Raw genomic sequence first — 17,549 nt, forward strand, 5'->3', positions numbered from 1 at the left:
CATTTTATCGAACTCTTTTTTGAAAGTCCAATCATTCGTATAGGAAAAGCAGAAAAGACATCTATTTTATATACTTCATCTAATTTTTACCCTTTGTTCACTGCTATTGTCTTAGTTCGATTTTCTTACTTGATTACGTCCATTTTGTTTCGCTTCATATAAAAGTTGATCTGCTTTCTTTAAAACACCATTTCCTTCTACTCCATCACTTGGACATTCTGCCACACCTGCTGAAATATGAATTGGTAGTGATGTTGGGCTATTTGTTTGTTCAAAGTATTGTCGCAATTCTTCTGCTCGTTCATAGGCTACATCAACCGAAGCACCCGGTAATAAAATAACAAATTCTTCACCACCGAAACGATAGCATGAATCGGTCGTTCTTACATGTTGTAACATAGCTGCTGCGATAAAACGAAGAACTTCATCACCCACATCATGTCCATATGTGTCATTTACATTTTTAAAATGATCGACATCAAACATAATGACTGCATAACTTTTTTGTTCCTTCGTCCAAGACATTAAACGATCATCCAGTGTTCGTCTATTATATAAACCTGTTAATCCATCGCGTTCTGACTTACCTGTTAACTCCAATACTTGTTCATGTAAATGACTAAAACTTTGAATAAGCGCTTCTTTCAATTGAATCACTTCATAGTACCAAGCCTGAACAGAACGGAAATTATTTTCCTCATCATTCAACTTACTGCTCTCTGTCAACTGAGCTAACCGTTGAAGCGGTTTTGCAATGCGGTATGATAGGAAAATAACAATAATTAAAGAAATAGCTAAGAACGGTAGTGCAATTAAAAACATCTGCTTGAATAATTGTTTAGCCGGCGCTTCAACTGCGGAAGCAGGTCGTTGTGCAATAACCATCCAATCTGCATTTTTAACATGTGCATATCCTGCAAAAGCAATTTGATTCTCTGTATTTTCTCCTTTAACAACACCTGTTGTTTTTTTATGAATCGCCATATTTATAATGTCATTATCAGGTAAATCACGCGCAATATTTTTCTTTCGCTCATCATAAATAATCGTACCATCTCGATCGACAACATAGACAGTTGATTGACCATCATATGGATGTGCACCTAATAATTTATATAAAATATTTTTTTCTTTTAAATAAATCGTGCCACCAATTAAACCAAGATATTCATTTTTCTCTGAAAAGATAGGTGTCGTTACAAAAACGATCAACCGACCACTCACACTCGTATAAGGTTGAGAGATCATGGGCTTTTGTTCTTTAATCGCTTTTTTCGTTGCTTCAGCTGTTAATTTTACACCAACTAAATCTAACGATTGTGGAGACGTTGCGAGAACAACTGCTTTCTTATTAACAATTGCAATCGAGTTGAATGCACTCGTCTGATTTCGTATAAAATCTGCATGTTTTTCTAAATCTGATTGGTCATCTATACGTTCTGCAATATACTTCGCATTAACCTTTAAAATTTTCTGTTGCTCTGCTAAATAATTATTAGCCGTCTCTGCTACTTTTTGAGCATAGACTCGATTTGTAACCATCGCACTTTCACCCAAGTTCGCTTTATTCAATTTATAACCGCTCCAAATTGATACGATACTTGTCAAAATAAATGCTAGTAAAGCCACACCGATGATAAGATACTGTAGTTTTATTTTATTATTTTTCATTTCATCGTCTCACTTCTTTTTTACTATTTCCTTTAATTATAAAATATTCCAATTATAATTGAAAACAATTTAAAACTTATTTATACTATTATATTGTAATTTATGTTCTTTTTTACTATTTTTAGTAAATTTATGTTGAAGAATTTCCTTTTTCATCCTATAATTCAAATGTGGAGTAGAATACTAGGATTTAGTCCCCCTTTTATTCTATTCAACAGACTAGCATTATCTAGTTGCTAGTTTTCAAGTGCATGTTCTACGTATTTAGATCAGAACTATTCCCCAAGTAGTGCTGTAATCCTTCTAAATATCGCACGACTATGTAGAACTCTCCTTAATATATGGAAAAAGACTATCTGCATGAGGTAGTCTTTTTTATTTTTATATTCTTACCGTTTGCATTTTTTTTAATAAGTGGAGTACTCTTTTAGTAAGTTACACATTATCGAATAGAGGAGTTTTGCATATGTTTATCGTAACAAACCGTATTAAAGTAAAAAAAGGCTTTGCTGAAAAAATGGCTCCAAACTTTACAAAAGGTGGCGACACGTTAAAACAATTCCCTGGCTTCATCAAAACAGAAGTGGCGATTGCACGCGACTTTGAAGATTATGATGAAATGAGTGTCAATATGTTTTGGGAATCACTGGATGGATTCCACGAATGGCGTAATAGCGATGCATTTAAAGAATCTCACAAACGCCCTGAACCAAAAGAAGGCGAAGCACCGAAAGAATCACCAATGTTAGGTAGCCAAATTGTCATTTCAGAAATCGTGACATCAACAGAAGCGTAAAATACAAGCTACTTTATCTCTTTTAGCCTTCCTAAATAAAGGCTAAAAAAGATAATACTATTTAAAGCATAGAAAATCCCGTATGATTCGGAAATCATACGGGATTTTCATATATGTATCCACCTAGATTAGTGAATATTACGTTTCTTAAAGTTTCCGCCTTTTACTTCTGCCATGTCATACACCGTAACAAAAGCTTCAGGGTCAATTTCAAAAATAATTGATTTAATTTTTGTGTCTTCTAATCGGTTAATCACACATGTAACTTCTTTAAATTTTTCATGTGAATAGCCGCCATACACATCTGTTAATGTTGCACTACGGCCTAAACGATCACGAATTGTTTCAACCAATGTATCCGGATCTTTCGTAATAATTTTAAATGTTTTCGCACCACTTAAGCCTTCTTCGACAATATGAATTACTTTTGAAGCGATAAAGTAAGCAAGACCCGATAAAATCGCTCCTTTGAATCCAAACACGAATGATACTAAAATGAAAACGAACATATTCAAGAATAAAATCAAATCACTTGTACCAAATGGTAATTTACGTGATAGTAACACGGCAAACATATCGATTCCATCTAGGGCACCACCATTACGAAGTGCAAGACCCATACCAAAACCGATAATAATCCCACCTACTACGGTAATCAGTAATGTGTCACCTTCAATAATTGTTCGAACATCATGCATTGCGACAGTACCCGCAGCTAATGTCGCAATCCCTAACGTCGAATACATCGCAAAACTTTTACCAATCTGTTTATACCCTAGCCAAACAAATGGAATATTTAAAATCGCAATCCATACCCCTAAAGGTAGGCCAATTAATTCTGATAAGACGATACTAATACCTGTTACGCCTCCATCTGATACACTGTTTGGAATTAAAATTGCTTCTAATCCATATGCCGCAATTAACGCACCAGACATAACAGCGAATACTCGCCATAAAATTCTTTGTATTTTTCTTTTCTTTGCTTCTCTTTTCATCAAACTCTCCTCTTTTTACTTTATACTCTTATTTTAGAAATAAATACGCAAAATTCCCACTAATAAGGTCGCATTTACAAGGAGTTTTCAAAAAAACATGAAAATCATGTGATTTCATTTGAAATTTTAGAAAATTTTGTATTTTATTAAATAAAAAAAGATATGGACCCACTTACAGAATTCATATCTTTTATATATTTTATTGGAATGTACCGTAGCCTACTACATAACGATCCCAGTAACCTGCTAATGATTGATATTGAACTTTATTTCCAGCAGCATGTAACAATTTACCATTACCTGCATACATTGCAACATGGGTAATACGGCTACTTCCTACTGAGAAGAATACTAAATCACCTTGTTTTAATTGTGATTTTGATACTTTCTTAGAAGCTGCGTATTGTGCCCCACTTGTACGTGGAATTGACTTACCATTTGCTTTTTTATAAACATATTGTGTAAAACCAGAGCAGTCAAATCCTCTTGGAGAAGTTCCGCCCCAAACATAAGGTACACCTAAGTATTGTGCGCCTGTTGAGATTAATTTACTACCGCTTGTAGAAGTTTTCTTTACATATTTTTTTAGGTTTGAGCCGACAACCCAACCTGTTTTTTTACCATAGCTAATTTTATACCATGTTTTTCCGTTTACTGTACGCTTATACGTTGCTTTTACAACTGTATTTTTCTTCACAGTACCAACTTTTTTATTGTGACCACCTGCTGCTGAGTATAAATTTTTTGTTGCAGATGTTTTAAAGCTTTTTGATACTTTTGATGTTTTTGAAAGTGTTAATTTTGATAAGTTTGTTGATAATACCCAACCTGTTTTCTTACCATATTTAATTTTGTACCATGTTTTTCCGTTTACTACACGTTTATGTGTTAATGTAACAACTGCATTTTTTGATACAGTACCAATTTTTTTCTTATTCGCTTGGTAATATACATTCTTTTTTGTTTTTACAACGTATGTTCCAGATGCTTTTTTAGTAACAGATACACTACTTTTTGCTGATGCTTCTGTCATTGGTGTCGCTGCTAAACCTGCTGATAATGCGATGGCACTTGCTGTTGTTACTGCGATTAATTGCTTCTTCATTGTATATGTTCCCCCGGTTTTTTCATTAAATTGATATATATAAACGTATTTTCTTCACAAATCATATTTTTTTATCATTACCACGTAACCTAGTCTATAGAAATACTTAAACATAAACAACGACATTTCGATTACAAAAACATTAAAGAATATTACGGTATGTAACAAAAGAACGGTTTCGCTTTTCTGAGAGAAAAGTGCGATAATAGAAGAAACTATGAAAATAAAGGATGAACTATACTATTTATGAAAACATTACGCGTAAAACCCGATTTTATCGCTGACTTAAAAAGAGGCTACTCACTTGTCCATCGCGATGCTGTATCGAATAAAGACCTTTTAGAAAATGAAGGCGAACTTTTTGAATTAGTGGATGTCCATAATCGTTTTTTAGGAAAGGCTTATTACGGTATTCAAAATAAAGGTATTGGTTGGGTGTTAACAACGAAGGAACACGAAGAAATCGACCAAGCTTTCTTTACAAAGAAAATCAGTGCCGCACTACAACTACGTGAAAACTTCTTCAATGATGCAGACACAACTACTTTCCGCGTCTTTAATGGCGAAGGTGACGGTATTGGTGGAATCTCAATTGATTATTATGATGGTTACTTCTTAATCAATTGGTATAGCGATGGTATTTATCGTTATCAAGACTTTGTTATTCAAGCACTTGATGAATTAACAAATTACAAAGCTATTTATGAGAAAAAACGCTTCGATACAAAAGGTATGTATATTGAACAAGAAGATGACTTTGTAAAAGGTACACCGGGTGAGTTCCCGATTATCATTAAAGAGAATGGCATGAACTTTGCGATTGATTTAAATGACGGTGCTATGACAGGTATCTTCCTTGACCAACGTGATGTACGTCGCACAATTCGCGATCAATATGCAGAAGGTACAAATATGTTAAATACCTTCTCTTATACAGGTGCATTTTCTGTAGCTGCTGCTCTTGGTGGCGCTAGAGAAACAACTTCTGTCGATTTAGCAAAACGCTCACTTTCAAAAACAATTGAACAATTCAGTGTGAATGGTATTGATTTTGAGGCACAGGACATCAAAGTAATGGATGTATTCCACTACTTCAAATATGCACAACGCCATCAATTAAAATTTGATTTAGTTGTATTAGACCCGCCAAGTTTTGCACGTACGAAGAAGATGACTTTCTCAACAGCCAAAGATTATCCAAAATTATTAGCTGATGCACTTTCAATTACAGCAAAAAAAGGAATCATCGTTGCTTCAACAAACAATGCCAGCTTCGGTATGAAAAAATTCAAAACATTTATCGACCAAGCATGTAAAGAAACAAATACAAAATATAAAATTGTAGAGCAATTCGGATTACCAAAAGATTTCCGCGCAAACCGCGACTTCCCTGAATTCAACTACTTAAAAGTTTGCTTCATTCAAAGATTAAACTAATAAAAACGCACTGACTTAACGGGTCGGTGCGTTTTTTTATCTAATGTATATTCTCAATAGCTTCTTTTAAATCATTCATAAATAACCCAACAAGGTCTCCATCTATGATTCGATGATCAAATGATAGACTCATACCCATCATCGTACCAATGCCAATCGTGCGGTCTGGTAGAATCACAGGGCGCTCTTTCATTGCATGAACTCCTAAAATTGCAACTTGGGGGAAATTAATAATCGGCGTAGCATATGTGCCACCTTTTACTCCTGTATTTGAAATCGTAAATGTGCCGCCAGCAATATCGGTAATTTTCAGCGTACCTTGTCGCGCACGTTCTGTCACATCTTGCAGTTCTATAGCGATTTCTTCTATTGTTTTCTCTTCCACTTCTTTAATAACAGGAACGATTAACCCTTCAGCTGTTGCAGTTGCTACACCTAAATTAATCGCTTTTTTCAATACAATCTCATTTGCTTTTTCATCAATGGTCGCATTAAAGATTGGATACTTTTGAAGCATTTGTGCCACTATTTTCATGATGATTGGTAAATAGGTGATATGTACATTTGATTGCTCAGCTAGCTGTTTCTTATACGTAATGAGCGCATCTACTTGCACTTCTTCCATACCTGTTGCATGTGGAATCGTAAAAGCAGATTGCACTAAATTTTTATAGATTTTTTTACGCATACCGACAATTGGAATGCGTTCTTCTTTATGTTCCGTCATCTCTGTCTCTCCTTTTGAACTTCTCTTTTGTATGCTATCCCCTTTCGACATAGATTTCAATGTATTTAAAAAGAGAAACCGCCATTTGACGATTTCTCCTTTTGTTACTCTTCTAATGATTCAATTTTTGGTTCAATTAATTTACGATTCTTTTTCACAGGGTCAATCTTTCGTTCAATAAAACTTAAAATTAAGTCTGCTAAAACTGCCATTAGAGCTGTTGGAATCGCACCTGCTAAAATGATCGCTGTACCATCTGTAGCATTCGTACCTCGAATAATAATATCTCCTAAACCGCCTGCTCCGATGAATGCACCAATCGCTGTAATTCCAATTGCGACAACAAGCGCAATGCGAATACCTGCAATAATAACGGATAGTGACAGTGGTAACTCAATCATATACAGGACTTGTAGTTTTGTCATACCCATTCCTTTACCTGAATCGGTAAGATCTTTATTAATATTATTGATTCCTGTATAGGTATTTTTAATAATCGGTAATAGTGAGTATAGGAATACTGCTACAACAACGGTTGTTTGACCTAAACCGATAGCTAACATTAAAATGGCTAACATCGCTAAACCAGGAATCGTTTGAATAATATTTGCAATGGTAATGACATATGTTGAAAGTCGACCATATTTTGAAATCAGGATGCCGATAGGAATACCGACAACGGCTGCAATTAATACACCATAGATTGAGATTAAAAAGTGTTGAACAAATTGCATAAATACATAACTACCATTTTCATCAAAGTAGTAAAAGAATTGCTGGAAGGTATTCATATTTTCCATGCCTATTCTCCCCCTTTATCATCAAAGTAATTATGTTTTTCTAAAAAACGTTGTGCGACAACAGCTGGTTCTAATAAATTATTATCTGATTCATAATTTAATTTCTGCATTTCTTCTGTAGATACTTTGTCGACAAGTTTTTCTAGAATTTTTTTCACTTCTGGATGTGTTTTTAGTAATTCATTCGTTGCAAGTGGACTACAATCATATGGTGGGAAGAATTTTAAATCATCTTCTAATACAACAAGGTCATAACTCGAAATACGTCCATCTGTCGTATAACCTAATACAACGTCCATCTTTCCAGCTTCAACCGCATCATATACAAGACCAATTTGCATTGGGTAGACTTTGTTAAAGTCAAAACCATATTCCTTTACGAATGCTTTATAACCATCTCCTGGACGATTCATCCACGATGTATCCACACCAGCTTGCATTTTGTCTGCAACTTTTCGTAAGTCACTTACTTTTTTCAAATTATATTTTTTCGCTGTTTCCTTACTTACCATGAATGCATAGGTATTTGCGAAGCCATATGAGTCGAAAAACGTTTGATCATAATCTTTTTGGAATAATTCCTGTACTTTTTTCATTGCTTCTTCTGGGTCTTTAATTGCTTCTTGCCCTAAAGCACCTGTTAAATCTGTTCCTGTATAACGTGTCGCTGAAATATTTGCATCACCATTTAACATAGCTTGATGTACGACAACACTCGAACCTAAGTTATTAATCATTTGTACATTTTCATCTGTATAATGCTCAATCATGAGTTTAACCATATTCCCCATAATAGCACTCTCTGTTGTAGTCACTGTAGCAATCTTAATCGTTTCATCTTTTCCAGATGAACAAGCAGATAAGATGAGCATTATGCTACAAATGAAAACAATCCATTTCAGTCTCCGCATAAATTACCCCTCCTATCGTTCTACTCGTAAGCCTTTTGGCGTCGCTATTTTTTCTACTTTCGATAAAATAAAATCAATTAATAATGCTAAAATCGTTACAAATACAGCACCGCCAATAATGAATTCAGGTTGATATAAATTTAATCCGTTAAAGATGAAATCCCCAAGACCTCCAGCTCCTATGTACGAAGCTAAAGTTGCCCATGATACTGCATAAACTGCAGATAGACGAATACCTGCCATAATAACAGGAATTGCAAGAGGGAACTCTACTAAATAAATACTTTGGAACTTGGTCATTCCCATACTCATACCAGCACCACGTAAATCTTTATTGACTGACTGCATGCCAATAAATGTGTTATTTAAAATTGGTAATAATGTATAAATAAATAGCGCAACAATCGCTGGAATTTTCCCAACTCCTAAAATTGGAATCATCAGTGCTAAAATCGCTAGAGATGGTAAAGTTTGAAGCACACTTGTAATTCCCATGACCACTTTTGCGACTTTTTCAGTTTTAGATAATAGAACGCCTACTGGAACAGCGACGATAATACCTAATAATAATGCTGACATAGAGATATAAAATTGTTCCCATGTTTTAACTAAAATTTCTTGCTTATTATTTACTAAAAAATCTCCTGCTGCTGTAAAAAATTCACCCATATCTGTTTCACATCCTTTATTTCATCATTCATTTGATGCTTCATTACGGACTTCTTCAGCGGCCTCATCGCCCCAAATTGTGTCATATACAATATCTACAATATGCGCACGTGTAATTAGACCAACTAATCGATGGTCACTATCTACAACAGGAATATTTTTTAAATTTCGACGTAAAATTCGACGTACAGAATCTTGTAAACGGGAATTGTTATATACAAAAAAGACGTCCTTATCCATTGCATCTGCCACACTCGATGTTCGGTGTCTTTCAGATGTAATATTTTCAACGCTTAAATAGCCTTTTAAAATGTTATTGCCGTCAACGACAAATAGTGTATCTACACGACTTTTCACCATCTTGTGAATCGCGTCGTCTAAGCTTTTTTCTAGTGAGATTGTAATTGGTGTAATCATGACATCATCCACGACTTTTGCACTTGGTTTTTCTTGTACAAGGCGGTGTGAGCCAATGAAATCTTTTACGAATTGATTTGCGGGATTGGATAAAATATTATCTGGGGTATCATATTGAACGACTTTTCCGTCATGCATAATACAGATTCGGTCTGCTAGTTTGATTGCTTCATCCATATCATGTGTTACAAAAACGACGGTTTTGCCTAAACGTTGTTGTAAATCTTTCATTAAATCTTGTAAGGTATCACGCGTAATCGGGTCTAACGCGCCAAATGGTTCATCCATTAAAATTAAATCTTGGTTCGCTGCTAACGCACGTAATACACCGATACGTTGTTGCTGACCTCCAGATAACTGTGTTGGATATAAATCTAAGTAACTTTCAGGCAGATTCACAAGTTTAATCAGTTCTTCTGCTGCTTTTTCCTTTTTTTCTTTATCCCACTTTAGTAATCTAGGTACTAAAGTGATATTTTCTCGAATGGTCATATGTGGCATTAAGCCAATTTGTTGAATTACATAACCAATACTACGTCTTAATGTAACAGGGTTTTTCTTTCGGACATCTTCGTCATTAATAAGAATTTTACCGCTAGTTGGTTCAATCATTCGATTAATCATGCGAAGAGCGGTCGTCTTACCACTACCAGATGTACCGATAAATGCGACAAATTCGCCTTTTTTGATTTCAATATTCAAATCATCTACGGCTTTTTTTCCTCCTCGATAGACTTTCGAAAGGTTTTCTAGTTTTAACATAATACAACTTCTCCTTCCTTCTGTAAGTTCCATTTAGTTACCCGAATACATATATTTTACTCACTTTTTTAATATTTAACCAATAATAAGCTTTTTTTCCAAATTTGCAGTTCAGGTGCATTGTGGGAAAAAGTGCATTATAATGGGACAATACGCACTGTAATATCATTTACAAACCTTTGTGGTAGAGAAGGGATTCTATGTTTAAAAATCGTCAATTTAAAATTAAAGTATCAGGTTGTTCAGGTTTTATTTTTCTTGGTTTATTGCTTTTATGTATCATTGCCTTATTACTAACTGTGCCACTATTCGGATTCTTTGGTTTATCGATTCTACTTGCCAAATACGAACTTGCACATTTAGATTTATATGATCATTGGTATCGCAACGCACTATATTTCGGCTGGTTTTTGTTATTAGTCTTAGCAGTTGTTTTCGTCATCGACTTGCTCGGTTTATTTACGATGGCATCGATGAATATGGATTACAATATGGGCGTTAGTATTATTAGTACATTAATTCAATACGGCATCTGTTTATTTATTTTCCATCAAATTTTGGTTAACTTATTCAATCGAATTGAATTTACTTGGCTCGGTTCAGGTATTACCGTCGCTGTCATTTACTTAATTACATCTGCACTGACGACAACAACGATTATTGAAGAACCTAAAAATGACTAACTAGATTTTGCTCATACTAAAAGGACCTCGACATAAAAGCCGAAGTCCTTTTTGAGCAAATGATGATACAGGAGGAAAAATATGAATACCGTTTCTTATATCGTATTATTCACATTCATTTGGTTCATATTATTTGTCATGAATCAGCTATCCGATGTTATTTTTTTAATCGGCTTTATACCTGCATCTCTTCTCATGCTTTTTTATGGCATTCGTGAACTCAAAGGTGCTTTAAAACGCTAATTCTCTTGCTGAGAAGGTGGCGTTTTTTTCGTTAGTACATACGACGTACAAAAAGCAGTGATTGGAATGACCGCAATTAAACCAATCGCTGAACAAGCAATCGTTACAACTTCCCCACTAAATATTTTTGAATTAATCATCTCACTCCATGAATACGATAAATCACTAAATAGGATAAGTAGTGCTAAGTAGCTCCCAACAAAAGCAAAAAATAATGTATTCATACTTGTTCCAATAATATCTTTACCGATGGATAAACCAAAAATAAAGAGGTTTTTACGATCAATATCAGGCTTAAGTTGATGCATCTCTTTCATTGGTGAAGCAATGGCAATCGAAGCGTCTGTAATCGCTCCAATCGTACTCATCATAATAACTGCGACAGCTACTTTTGAAAAATCAATACCAATTCGTAAAGAAGCCATGCTTAACTCTTCCGTCTCCTCTTTACCAAACCCTTGAATGAATGTTGCATTGGCAAAGTAAAGAATGAGCCCAGATAAAAGGAGTGTCGTGAAAACCGTTGAAGCAAATGCTGTTTTTGTCATTGTATTCGTTCCGTTAATATAAAATAAATTAATAAAACTAATGATGATACAGATAATCATCGTTAAAATGACTGGATTCACTTCTGGAATATTCATAAAGAATAGTAAGACAATGAACAAAGCAAAATTTATAAACAGCGTGATGAATGAGCGCAGTCCTTTTTTACCCCCAAGCCCAATCATTAGAATCGCGAGTAACATCGCGAGGACGACTAAACTGTTCATTGCTTCACCTGCTTTCTCTTAATGAAGAATAGAACGATGAATAAAGAGATGGGAATCGTTAAAACAATCCCGAGGCCGCCCACAAGTGCTCGAACAATCTCCAATGTGAGGTTGGTTGAAAGTGTATAGGTAAATGTTGCATGATTTTTAAAGAACAACATCATCATTGGAATAGAACCGCTCACATAGACAAAGAATAGAATATTCGTCATAGGTCCCATAATATCTTTCCCAATCTCTCTTCCTGATTTTGCTAACTGTTTGATTGAGATATGCGGATTTTTTTCATACAGTCCAAATAAAGAAGACGACATCGTAATCGCAATATCCATGACTGCACCGAGTGATGCGACAAGAAGTCCTGCAAAGAACAATGTTTTATAGGGTCTTGTAATGAATTGTAGTTCCTCATAACGCATGCCATTTTCTTTTGTGAGCCATAATACGAATACGGCAATACCAAAAGATATAAATGTACCGACGAGCGTAGCGAGAATCGCTGTAAATGTCTTCTCATTCCATCCATTGACAAGCGTTAATGAAATCACTGTAAATAGAACACAACCAAGCATGCAAAGTGGGATTAAATAATCGTCCCAATTTGTATAGCTTTGAATAATCCATGCGATGATCCCCATATTAATGACTAAACTAAGCAATGAAAGAACACCCTGTTTTCGTCCAACAAAGATGAGTATCAAGATGAGTAACCAGACCACTCCTAGAAGGAGATGGTCGCGTTTCATACTTGTAATATCAAATTGATTCTCTACATTCTTCTTCACGAAAAGCTTATTTCCTTCATGGTAGGCATCATCGAAGCCACCTGAAGCAGTATATGTATGTTGTAACTGAATGATTCTTCCTTTTTCATTACCATTTAAAATTTTCGCTGTCAGTTCTTGATGATAAATAGTATCGCGATTTTGAAACTCATCCGTTACTTGCTCTTTTTGAAGGAGTTTCGTCTGTGTCACTTCTGCAATTGTTTCGTCATAGAATGAGGCATTATGATTCACAAAAAAGAGCGAACTGATTACTGACAATATAAGTAATACAGCCAAAGCTCCCTTTTGAATTGATTTGGCAGGTTTTTTTTGCTTAACTAAATTCATATTCCCCTCCTTAATTTTAAAGTCTATTTTTAAACGTATGACTTACATAAAAGTTTCTTACTTCGTAGCATAACATATGCGAAATTCATGTCATCTAGTGACAAAGTACGATGTTATTTTTTACCAACACCTGTTATTGTTATACGTAATAAATTTCAGTAAAGGAGTTTTTAGATGAAATTACGATTAGAATTCCATTTATTTAATGATTTACACAATAATTTTGCGATTTCATATCTACAAGATGGTCAACATAAAATTATTTTACATACAAAAGATGACTATTCTCTTTTACTATCACTGGGTGATGGTTTATTAAATTATTACAAAAATGATGTACACCACTTTGACATATCTACAGAACAAACAGCCTATCATTGTATGATTATACAAAAAACACTCATCATTTTAGATGAGCAAGATTTAATCTTTTCTTGTCCAATAGATGATTTTGCACATAGCTTTTTTCATGCTTATGAACGTTATCTCTATGACTTACTTAGAATGGAGCCTATAAGTTTAGATGATTCTACGCTTCAAAATATGAAACAACAAGTCTATGCACTACATCAAATACTGGTACTACATTTTACAGATATTAATGCAATGATTGTAGAATAGTTACCAAAATACAGGATATCTGCGTGTTCTACGCATGTTATTAATAAGTAAACCCATTACTACTACAAGAGATGAACCAAGTAGAATGGGGGTAAAGAGATATTCAAAGTGATAACCACCAATCATAACAATGAGTGCATTCGCAATCGCTGGTGGATGTGTTACACGTAATGCCATTGTAAAGACAACTGCAACCGCTACTGCTAGTGCAAGCGTCATAGGTGTTGTGCCAACTAATCCTGCTACTGCCCAACCGACAAAACCAGATATGACATGTCCACCGACGATATTTCTTGGTTGTGCAAGTGGTGCATTCCAACTCGCAAATACTAAAATACAGCTTGAACCGAATGATGCCATAAACCACGGTGTATCCGTCATCTCTGTTAATTCTAATAATAAAATAATAGTCAAGAAGCTGCCGACGAATGCTGTAAATAAGTCTTTTCCATTTACTTGTAGTGGGCTTTTTGCGTCGCCCTTCATTTTTTTAAAATAATTCATTTCCTTCCTCCTAAATTTACTATTGAATACTTTAACGCAAAATTTCCTTTGAAACAATTTTATTTTTATACTTTTTTTACTGTTATTATATTGAGTGGAGGTGTCCAAATGGTACACGATAAAATTTTAATTATTGATGATGAAGAAGATTTAGCACAATTAATAGAGCATGTCCTCGTAAAAGAGGGATTTTCAGCGATTCAAAAAGCACATACTTTACAAGATGCTTGGACGGTTTTTCAGGAATTCCAGCCCGATTTAATTTTATTAGATCTCATGTTACCGGACGGTGACGGATATGATTTTTGTAAAAAAATCAGAGAGATTTCAACCATTCCAATTTTATTTATTTCAGCAAAAGATGAAGAAATTGATAAATTACTTGGGCTCGCAATTGGTGGAGATGACTATATTACAAAACCTTTTTCACCAAAAGAAGTCGCTTATCGTGTCAAAGCACAGCTTCGAAGATCAAGTTATGCAGAGCAACAACTTCCTAAAATACAAGTGGGTCCTTTTTCATTTCAATCTGAGGAATCTGAGATTGTTAAAAATGGCGAAGTACTACCGCTTACTGCAAAAGAGGTTGGGTTAATGCGTGAATTTATGCATCATCCGAATCAAATCTTAAGTAAAGAGACACTTTTTAAACGTGTTTGGGGTGAAGATTTTTACGGTTCAGACAATACCGTTATGGTTCATATTCGCCGACTGCGTGAAAAAATTGAAGATACACCTTCCAAACCAACTTACTTAATAACAGTTAAGGGTTTAGGCTATAAGTTGGTGCAATCATGAAATGGCGCTTAACTAGACGTTTTCTCGTATCCATCGTATTAATTGTCGGTTTGATTGTTGTAATGAACACACTTTTACTGATTGCACTTTTATTTATTCAGTCTTATAAAAAGACTGCGACTTCACCTGAAGCTGTAGAGGTGACTGCAACACGTTTTTCAGATGAAATTATCGTGAAGAACGGGAAACCGACTATTACGAATCGCGGGCAAAAAATATTAGAAGAAAATCATGCATGGGTCCAAATTTTAAATAAGGAAGGAAAAGAGGTCGCTGCCTATCAAACACCTGCTTCTTTACCTACTAGTTATAGTCCTGTGGAAATTGTTCAGATGTATAAGTATAAAGAAGTGAATGGGAAAACAACTGTTTTTGTCGGCGAAGCCGAAAATTTGAGTTATTTTTTCGGGATAGAAGATCCGAAATTAATGCGGGTTGTTTACAACTTTAATTTTGATCAAATCTCGTATATTTTTACCAAACTCTTTTTAGTATTCTTAGTTGCCGATTTATTAATCGCTACACTAGTCGGTTTTTTATTTGGAAGTCGACTAACAAAACCAATGTATAAACTCATCGAAGGAATTCATCGTTTAAAACATCAAGACTATGAAAAAATTTCCGTTAAAGGCGGACCTTATCGAGAAGTTTTTGAGAATATGAATGATTTATCCACAACGTTAAAGAGTGTTGAAACGGAACGAAAAAAGCTCGATCAAATGCGAAATGAATGGATTGGAAATGTATCACATGATTTAAAAACACCGCTCGCTTCGATTCAAGGTTACGCAGAATTATTACAAGAAGATGTAACAGATGAGGAACGCCTGACCTATACACAAATTATTGAGCAAAAATCACTTTACATGCGCGATTTACTAAATGATTTAAACCTCACAACTAAGCTACAGAGCGGTACATTCCCACTTCAGAAAGAAAAAGTCTTACTCTCTTCTTTCGTTCGTGAATGTGTAATTGATGTCTTAAACGATCCGATTTATCAAACATGTTCTATTATATTTGAAGCTGAATCTGAAACATTATCTGCAACCTTGGATTCGAATTTATTTAAACGTGCATTATTAAATTTTATCTATAATGCACTTATCCACAATTCAGAAAATACAGATATTCAAATCAACTTATCCACAGGTTATCCACAAGAACACGAAAACTATTTTTCTGAAAAGTTATCCACAGATTTTGCAACAATTCAGATTATTGATTTTGGAAAAGGTATTCCTGTAGATGAGCAGCCATTTTTATTCAATCGCTATTATCGCGGAACGAACACAAAAGATACACAAGGTTCTGGTCTCGGCATGGCAATTGCTCAAGATATTATTCAAGCACATGATGGTGTCGTCTATATTAAGAGTAAAGAAGGCGAAGGTACGACGATTTCAATTATCCTCCCGCTTCAATAACATAAAAAACACCGAAACTTATGCTTCGGTGTTTTTTAATTCCTCTTTATAATTCTGCAATGCGTTCAATGAATGGTCTTCCATCAATCATTCCTTTTTCATATAGTTCCTCTGCAGTTTTAAAATATTGCGTAAGACCATCTGAAGAACGTGTTAATAGAAAACTTCTTTCATCATCTATTCGACTAATCCACCATTCTTCTCCTCTATAATCAAAACTCAATTCCTGTCCTTCATCAATTGCTTGTTGTACTTCTAGCCATGTTTCTTCATCCATAAAAATACCTCCATATAAAAAAGAGTGAGAATTGGTATCCTCACTCTTCTTCTTATAATTCTGTTGTCATTCCATAAATCATACCCGAAATATAAGGGATTAACCAAATAACCCACACAACGATACTAAATTTATGGAATTTCGCCATCATGTCTTCATTTTTCTTAACAAGAACGACTGTCGCCCAAATCGCATGGAATAACATTAACAAAATCGCAATTGTACCTGTAATACCATGGAAGCTAAAGATGAAGCCACTTGATGCCATACGTCCCATTAACGTAGTACCTACCGTGTCACATACTAAACCAAGCCAAAAAACAATTACATGCCAAGGTTTTAAAGTCTTTTGAATTTTTTCGGACCATACACCTACTGTATAAAAAATTAAGGCGGATGTGATAAAAATTACTGCTGTAATTAACATAGCTATCCCTCATTTCTTATGGAATGATGTTGCTAAAATTAAGAAGCATCTTTTGGCATATCTTTTTTACTCACTTCATCGTAAGAGGTAACTTCATCCTCTTTATTTACATAGAGCATTAAATACGCACCTTTTCGTAGTTGTTTATTTGCTGAAAATTCTAGTTCTTTATGTTTTCCATCTTCGTTTATAGCATCTACCTTATAACCATAACGAACCATCGTTTCACCATTATCGAGACGATCTTCTAATTTCTCACCATCTTGCGTAATTTGAATATAGTAACTCTCTTTATTAAATCGATTGAAATCTAGTGTTAACACCGCATAACTAGCACCTGCTAATATAACAATAATTCCCAAAAAGATAAATAAACCTTTTTTCATAT

21 protein-coding genes are annotated in these 17,549 nt (G+C 34.6%); 7 read left to right on the forward strand and 14 right to left on the reverse strand.

Features of this window, described 5'->3' with window-relative positions; translation table 11 throughout:
* Positions 1-111 precede the first annotated feature (111 nt).
* Positions 112-1,671: a sensor domain-containing diguanylate cyclase gene (locus ASO14_RS13590; protein ID WP_068456542.1), complete on the reverse strand. Its 1,560-nt coding sequence runs from the start codon at positions 1,669-1,671 to the stop codon at positions 112-114.
* 466 nt (positions 1,672-2,137) lie between these two features.
* On the opposite strand from ASO14_RS13590, the gene ASO14_RS13595 reads away from it, so the two are divergent.
* On the forward strand, positions 2,138-2,467 hold the full coding sequence (locus tag ASO14_RS13595) for a heme oxygenase (protein ID WP_068456545.1): 330 nt from the start codon (positions 2,138-2,140) through the stop codon (positions 2,465-2,467).
* Positions 2,468-2,595: 128 nt separating this feature from the next.
* Here the strand turns inward: ASO14_RS13595 and ASO14_RS13600 are convergent, their stop codons facing one another.
* Positions 2,596-3,405 (reverse strand): YitT family protein, encoded by an 810-nt coding sequence (locus tag ASO14_RS13600; protein WP_409136326.1) that lies wholly within the window; start codon positions 3,403-3,405, stop codon positions 2,596-2,598.
* A 259-nt stretch (positions 3,406-3,664) separates the two neighbouring features.
* The gene (locus tag ASO14_RS13605; RefSeq protein ID WP_068456553.1) at positions 3,665-4,570 is read right to left on the reverse strand and encodes a C40 family peptidase; all 906 of its coding nucleotides are present in this window, start codon (positions 4,568-4,570) and stop codon (positions 3,665-3,667) included.
* A gap of 246 nt (positions 4,571-4,816) precedes the next feature.
* Between ASO14_RS13605 and ASO14_RS13610 the strand changes: the two genes are divergently transcribed.
* A complete protein-coding gene (locus ASO14_RS13610; RefSeq protein WP_068456557.1) occupies positions 4,817-6,007 on the forward strand; it encodes a class I SAM-dependent rRNA methyltransferase in 1,191 nt (396 codons plus the stop codon).
* 40 nt (positions 6,008-6,047) lie between these two features.
* Here ASO14_RS13610 and ASO14_RS13615 read toward each other — a convergent pair whose 3' ends face one another.
* The 5 genes from ASO14_RS13615 to ASO14_RS13635 all read right to left on the reverse strand — a co-directional run bounded on the left by ASO14_RS13615 (position 6,048) and on the right by ASO14_RS13635 (position 10,293).
* Entirely contained in the window at positions 6,048-6,734 is a 687-nt protein-coding gene (locus tag ASO14_RS13615; protein ID WP_068456561.1) for a dihydrolipoamide acetyltransferase family protein, read from the reverse strand.
* A gap of 104 nt (positions 6,735-6,838) precedes the next feature.
* Positions 6,839-7,534, reverse strand: coding sequence for an ABC transporter permease (locus tag ASO14_RS13620; RefSeq protein WP_068456563.1), 696 nt, complete (start codon positions 7,532-7,534; stop codon positions 6,839-6,841).
* 2 nt (positions 7,535-7,536) lie between these two features.
* Positions 7,537-8,445 carry an osmoprotectant ABC transporter substrate-binding protein gene (locus ASO14_RS13625; protein ID WP_087680971.1) on the reverse strand — a complete coding sequence of 303 codons (909 nt, stop codon included), beginning with the start codon at positions 8,443-8,445 and terminating at the stop codon, positions 7,537-7,539.
* A 12-nt stretch (positions 8,446-8,457) separates the two neighbouring features.
* Positions 8,458-9,114 carry an ABC transporter permease gene (locus tag ASO14_RS13630; RefSeq protein ID WP_068456566.1) on the reverse strand — a complete coding sequence of 219 codons (657 nt, stop codon included), beginning with the start codon at positions 9,112-9,114 and terminating at the stop codon, positions 8,458-8,460.
* Between the two features lie 24 nt (positions 9,115-9,138).
* Positions 9,139-10,293, reverse strand: a complete 1,155-nt coding sequence (locus tag ASO14_RS13635; RefSeq protein ID WP_068456569.1) for a betaine/proline/choline family ABC transporter ATP-binding protein — start codon at positions 10,291-10,293, stop codon at positions 9,139-9,141.
* Positions 10,294-10,493: 200 nt separating this feature from the next.
* On the opposite strand from ASO14_RS13635, the gene ASO14_RS13640 reads away from it, so the two are divergent.
* On the forward strand, positions 10,494-10,976 hold the full coding sequence (locus ASO14_RS13640) for a hypothetical protein (protein ID WP_068456572.1): 483 nt from the start codon (positions 10,494-10,496) through the stop codon (positions 10,974-10,976).
* Between the two features lie 81 nt (positions 10,977-11,057).
* On the forward strand, positions 11,058-11,219 hold the full coding sequence (locus ASO14_RS15095) for a hypothetical protein (RefSeq protein ID WP_156422384.1): 162 nt from the start codon (positions 11,058-11,060) through the stop codon (positions 11,217-11,219).
* Here ASO14_RS15095 and ASO14_RS13645 read toward each other — a convergent pair.
* Together ASO14_RS13645 and ASO14_RS13650 are read right to left on the reverse strand one after the other, a co-directional pair.
* Positions 11,216-11,992: a YibE/F family protein gene (locus ASO14_RS13645; RefSeq protein ID WP_068456575.1), complete on the reverse strand. Its 777-nt coding sequence runs from the start codon at positions 11,990-11,992 to the stop codon at positions 11,216-11,218. The genes ASO14_RS15095 and ASO14_RS13645 overlap by 4 nt on opposite strands.
* Positions 11,989-13,107 carry a YibE/F family protein gene (locus tag ASO14_RS13650; RefSeq protein WP_068456578.1) on the reverse strand — a complete coding sequence of 373 codons (1,119 nt, stop codon included), beginning with the start codon at positions 13,105-13,107 and terminating at the stop codon, positions 11,989-11,991. The genes ASO14_RS13645 and ASO14_RS13650 overlap by 4 nt, the downstream gene beginning before the upstream one ends.
* Before the next feature lie 174 nt (positions 13,108-13,281).
* On the opposite strand from ASO14_RS13650, the gene ASO14_RS13655 reads away from it, so the two are divergent.
* Positions 13,282-13,728 carry a hypothetical protein gene (locus ASO14_RS13655; RefSeq protein ID WP_068456581.1) on the forward strand — a complete coding sequence of 149 codons (447 nt, stop codon included), beginning with the start codon at positions 13,282-13,284 and terminating at the stop codon, positions 13,726-13,728.
* Here ASO14_RS13655 and ASO14_RS13660 read toward each other — a convergent pair whose 3' ends face one another.
* On the reverse strand, positions 13,729-14,232 hold the full coding sequence (locus ASO14_RS13660; protein ID WP_068456584.1) for an HPP family protein: 504 nt from the start codon (positions 14,230-14,232) through the stop codon (positions 13,729-13,731). It abuts the gene before it with no gap.
* Positions 14,233-14,340: 108 nt separating this feature from the next.
* On the opposite strand from ASO14_RS13660, the gene ASO14_RS13665 reads away from it, so the two are divergent.
* Both ASO14_RS13665 and ASO14_RS13670 read left to right on the forward strand, forming a co-directional pair.
* Positions 14,341-15,030, forward strand: coding sequence for a response regulator transcription factor (locus ASO14_RS13665; protein ID WP_068456587.1), 690 nt, complete (start codon positions 14,341-14,343; stop codon positions 15,028-15,030).
* On the forward strand, positions 15,027-16,457 hold the full coding sequence (locus ASO14_RS13670; protein WP_068456590.1) for a HAMP domain-containing sensor histidine kinase: 1,431 nt from the start codon (positions 15,027-15,029) through the stop codon (positions 16,455-16,457). Before ASO14_RS13665 ends, ASO14_RS13670 begins: the two co-directional genes overlap by 4 nt.
* Before the next feature lie 46 nt (positions 16,458-16,503).
* On the opposite strand, the gene ASO14_RS13675 is transcribed toward ASO14_RS13670, so the two are convergent.
* From ASO14_RS13675 to ASO14_RS13685, 3 genes are read right to left on the reverse strand one after another with little or no spacing between them, the layout of a single operon-like run.
* Positions 16,504-16,734, reverse strand: coding sequence for a hypothetical protein (locus tag ASO14_RS13675; protein WP_068456593.1), 231 nt, complete (start codon positions 16,732-16,734; stop codon positions 16,504-16,506).
* Positions 16,735-16,786: 52 nt separating this feature from the next.
* On the reverse strand, positions 16,787-17,161 hold the full coding sequence (locus ASO14_RS13680; RefSeq protein ID WP_068456596.1) for an HsmA family protein: 375 nt from the start codon (positions 17,159-17,161) through the stop codon (positions 16,787-16,789).
* A 38-nt stretch (positions 17,162-17,199) separates the two neighbouring features.
* Positions 17,200-17,547, reverse strand: coding sequence for a YxeA family protein (locus ASO14_RS13685; RefSeq protein ID WP_068456599.1), 348 nt, complete (start codon positions 17,545-17,547; stop codon positions 17,200-17,202).
* Positions 17,548-17,549: the final 2 nt, after the last annotated feature.

It is taken from the genome of Kurthia sp. 11kri321 (assembly GCF_001534765.1).
Taxonomy (GTDB): Bacteria; Bacillota; Bacilli; order Bacillales_A; family Planococcaceae; genus Kurthia; species Kurthia gibsonii.

Bases quoted from the DNA above. Each gene is read 5' to 3' on its own strand.
- ASO14_RS13590 (WP_068456542.1), bottom strand. From the start codon at position 1,671: ATGAAAAATAATAAAATAAAACTACAGTATCTTATCATCGGTGTGGCT.
- ASO14_RS13595 (WP_068456545.1), top strand. From the start codon at position 2,138: ATGTTTATCGTAACAAACCGTATTAAAGTAAAAAAAGGCTTTGCTGAA.
- ASO14_RS13600 (WP_409136326.1), bottom strand. From the start codon at position 3,405: ATGTCTGGTGCGTTAATTGCGGCATATGGATTAGAAGCAATTTTAATT.
- ASO14_RS13605 (WP_068456553.1), bottom strand. From the start codon at position 4,570: ATGAAGAAGCAATTAATCGCAGTAACAACAGCAAGTGCCATCGCATTA.
- ASO14_RS13610 (WP_068456557.1), top strand. From the start codon at position 4,817: ATGAAAACATTACGCGTAAAACCCGATTTTATCGCTGACTTAAAAAGA.
- ASO14_RS13615 (WP_068456561.1), bottom strand. From the start codon at position 6,734: ATGACGGAACATAAAGAAGAACGCATTCCAATTGTCGGTATGCGTAAA.
- ASO14_RS13620 (WP_068456563.1), bottom strand. From the start codon at position 7,534: ATGGAAAATATGAATACCTTCCAGCAATTCTTTTACTACTTTGATGAA.
- ASO14_RS13625 (WP_087680971.1), bottom strand. From the start codon at position 8,445: ATGCGGAGACTGAAATGGATTGTTTTCATTTGTAGCATAATGCTCATC.
- ASO14_RS13630 (WP_068456566.1), bottom strand. From the start codon at position 9,114: ATGGGTGAATTTTTTACAGCAGCAGGAGATTTTTTAGTAAATAATAAG.
- ASO14_RS13635 (WP_068456569.1), bottom strand. From the start codon at position 10,293: ATGTTAAAACTAGAAAACCTTTCGAAAGTCTATCGAGGAGGAAAAAAA.
- ASO14_RS13640 (WP_068456572.1), top strand. From the start codon at position 10,494: ATGTTTAAAAATCGTCAATTTAAAATTAAAGTATCAGGTTGTTCAGGT.
- ASO14_RS15095 (WP_156422384.1), top strand. From the start codon at position 11,058: ATGAATACCGTTTCTTATATCGTATTATTCACATTCATTTGGTTCATA.
- ASO14_RS13645 (WP_068456575.1), bottom strand. From the start codon at position 11,992: ATGAACAGTTTAGTCGTCCTCGCGATGTTACTCGCGATTCTAATGATT.
- ASO14_RS13650 (WP_068456578.1), bottom strand. From the start codon at position 13,107: ATGAATTTAGTTAAGCAAAAAAAACCTGCCAAATCAATTCAAAAGGGA.
- ASO14_RS13655 (WP_068456581.1), top strand. From the start codon at position 13,282: ATGAAATTACGATTAGAATTCCATTTATTTAATGATTTACACAATAAT.
- ASO14_RS13660 (WP_068456584.1), bottom strand. From the start codon at position 14,232: ATGAATTATTTTAAAAAAATGAAGGGCGACGCAAAAAGCCCACTACAA.
- ASO14_RS13665 (WP_068456587.1), top strand. From the start codon at position 14,341: ATGGTACACGATAAAATTTTAATTATTGATGATGAAGAAGATTTAGCA.
- ASO14_RS13670 (WP_068456590.1), top strand. From the start codon at position 15,027: ATGAAATGGCGCTTAACTAGACGTTTTCTCGTATCCATCGTATTAATT.
- ASO14_RS13675 (WP_068456593.1), bottom strand. From the start codon at position 16,734: ATGGATGAAGAAACATGGCTAGAAGTACAACAAGCAATTGATGAAGGA.
- ASO14_RS13680 (WP_068456596.1), bottom strand. From the start codon at position 17,161: ATGTTAATTACAGCAGTAATTTTTATCACATCCGCCTTAATTTTTTAT.
- ASO14_RS13685 (WP_068456599.1), bottom strand. From the start codon at position 17,547: ATGAAAAAAGGTTTATTTATCTTTTTGGGAATTATTGTTATATTAGCA.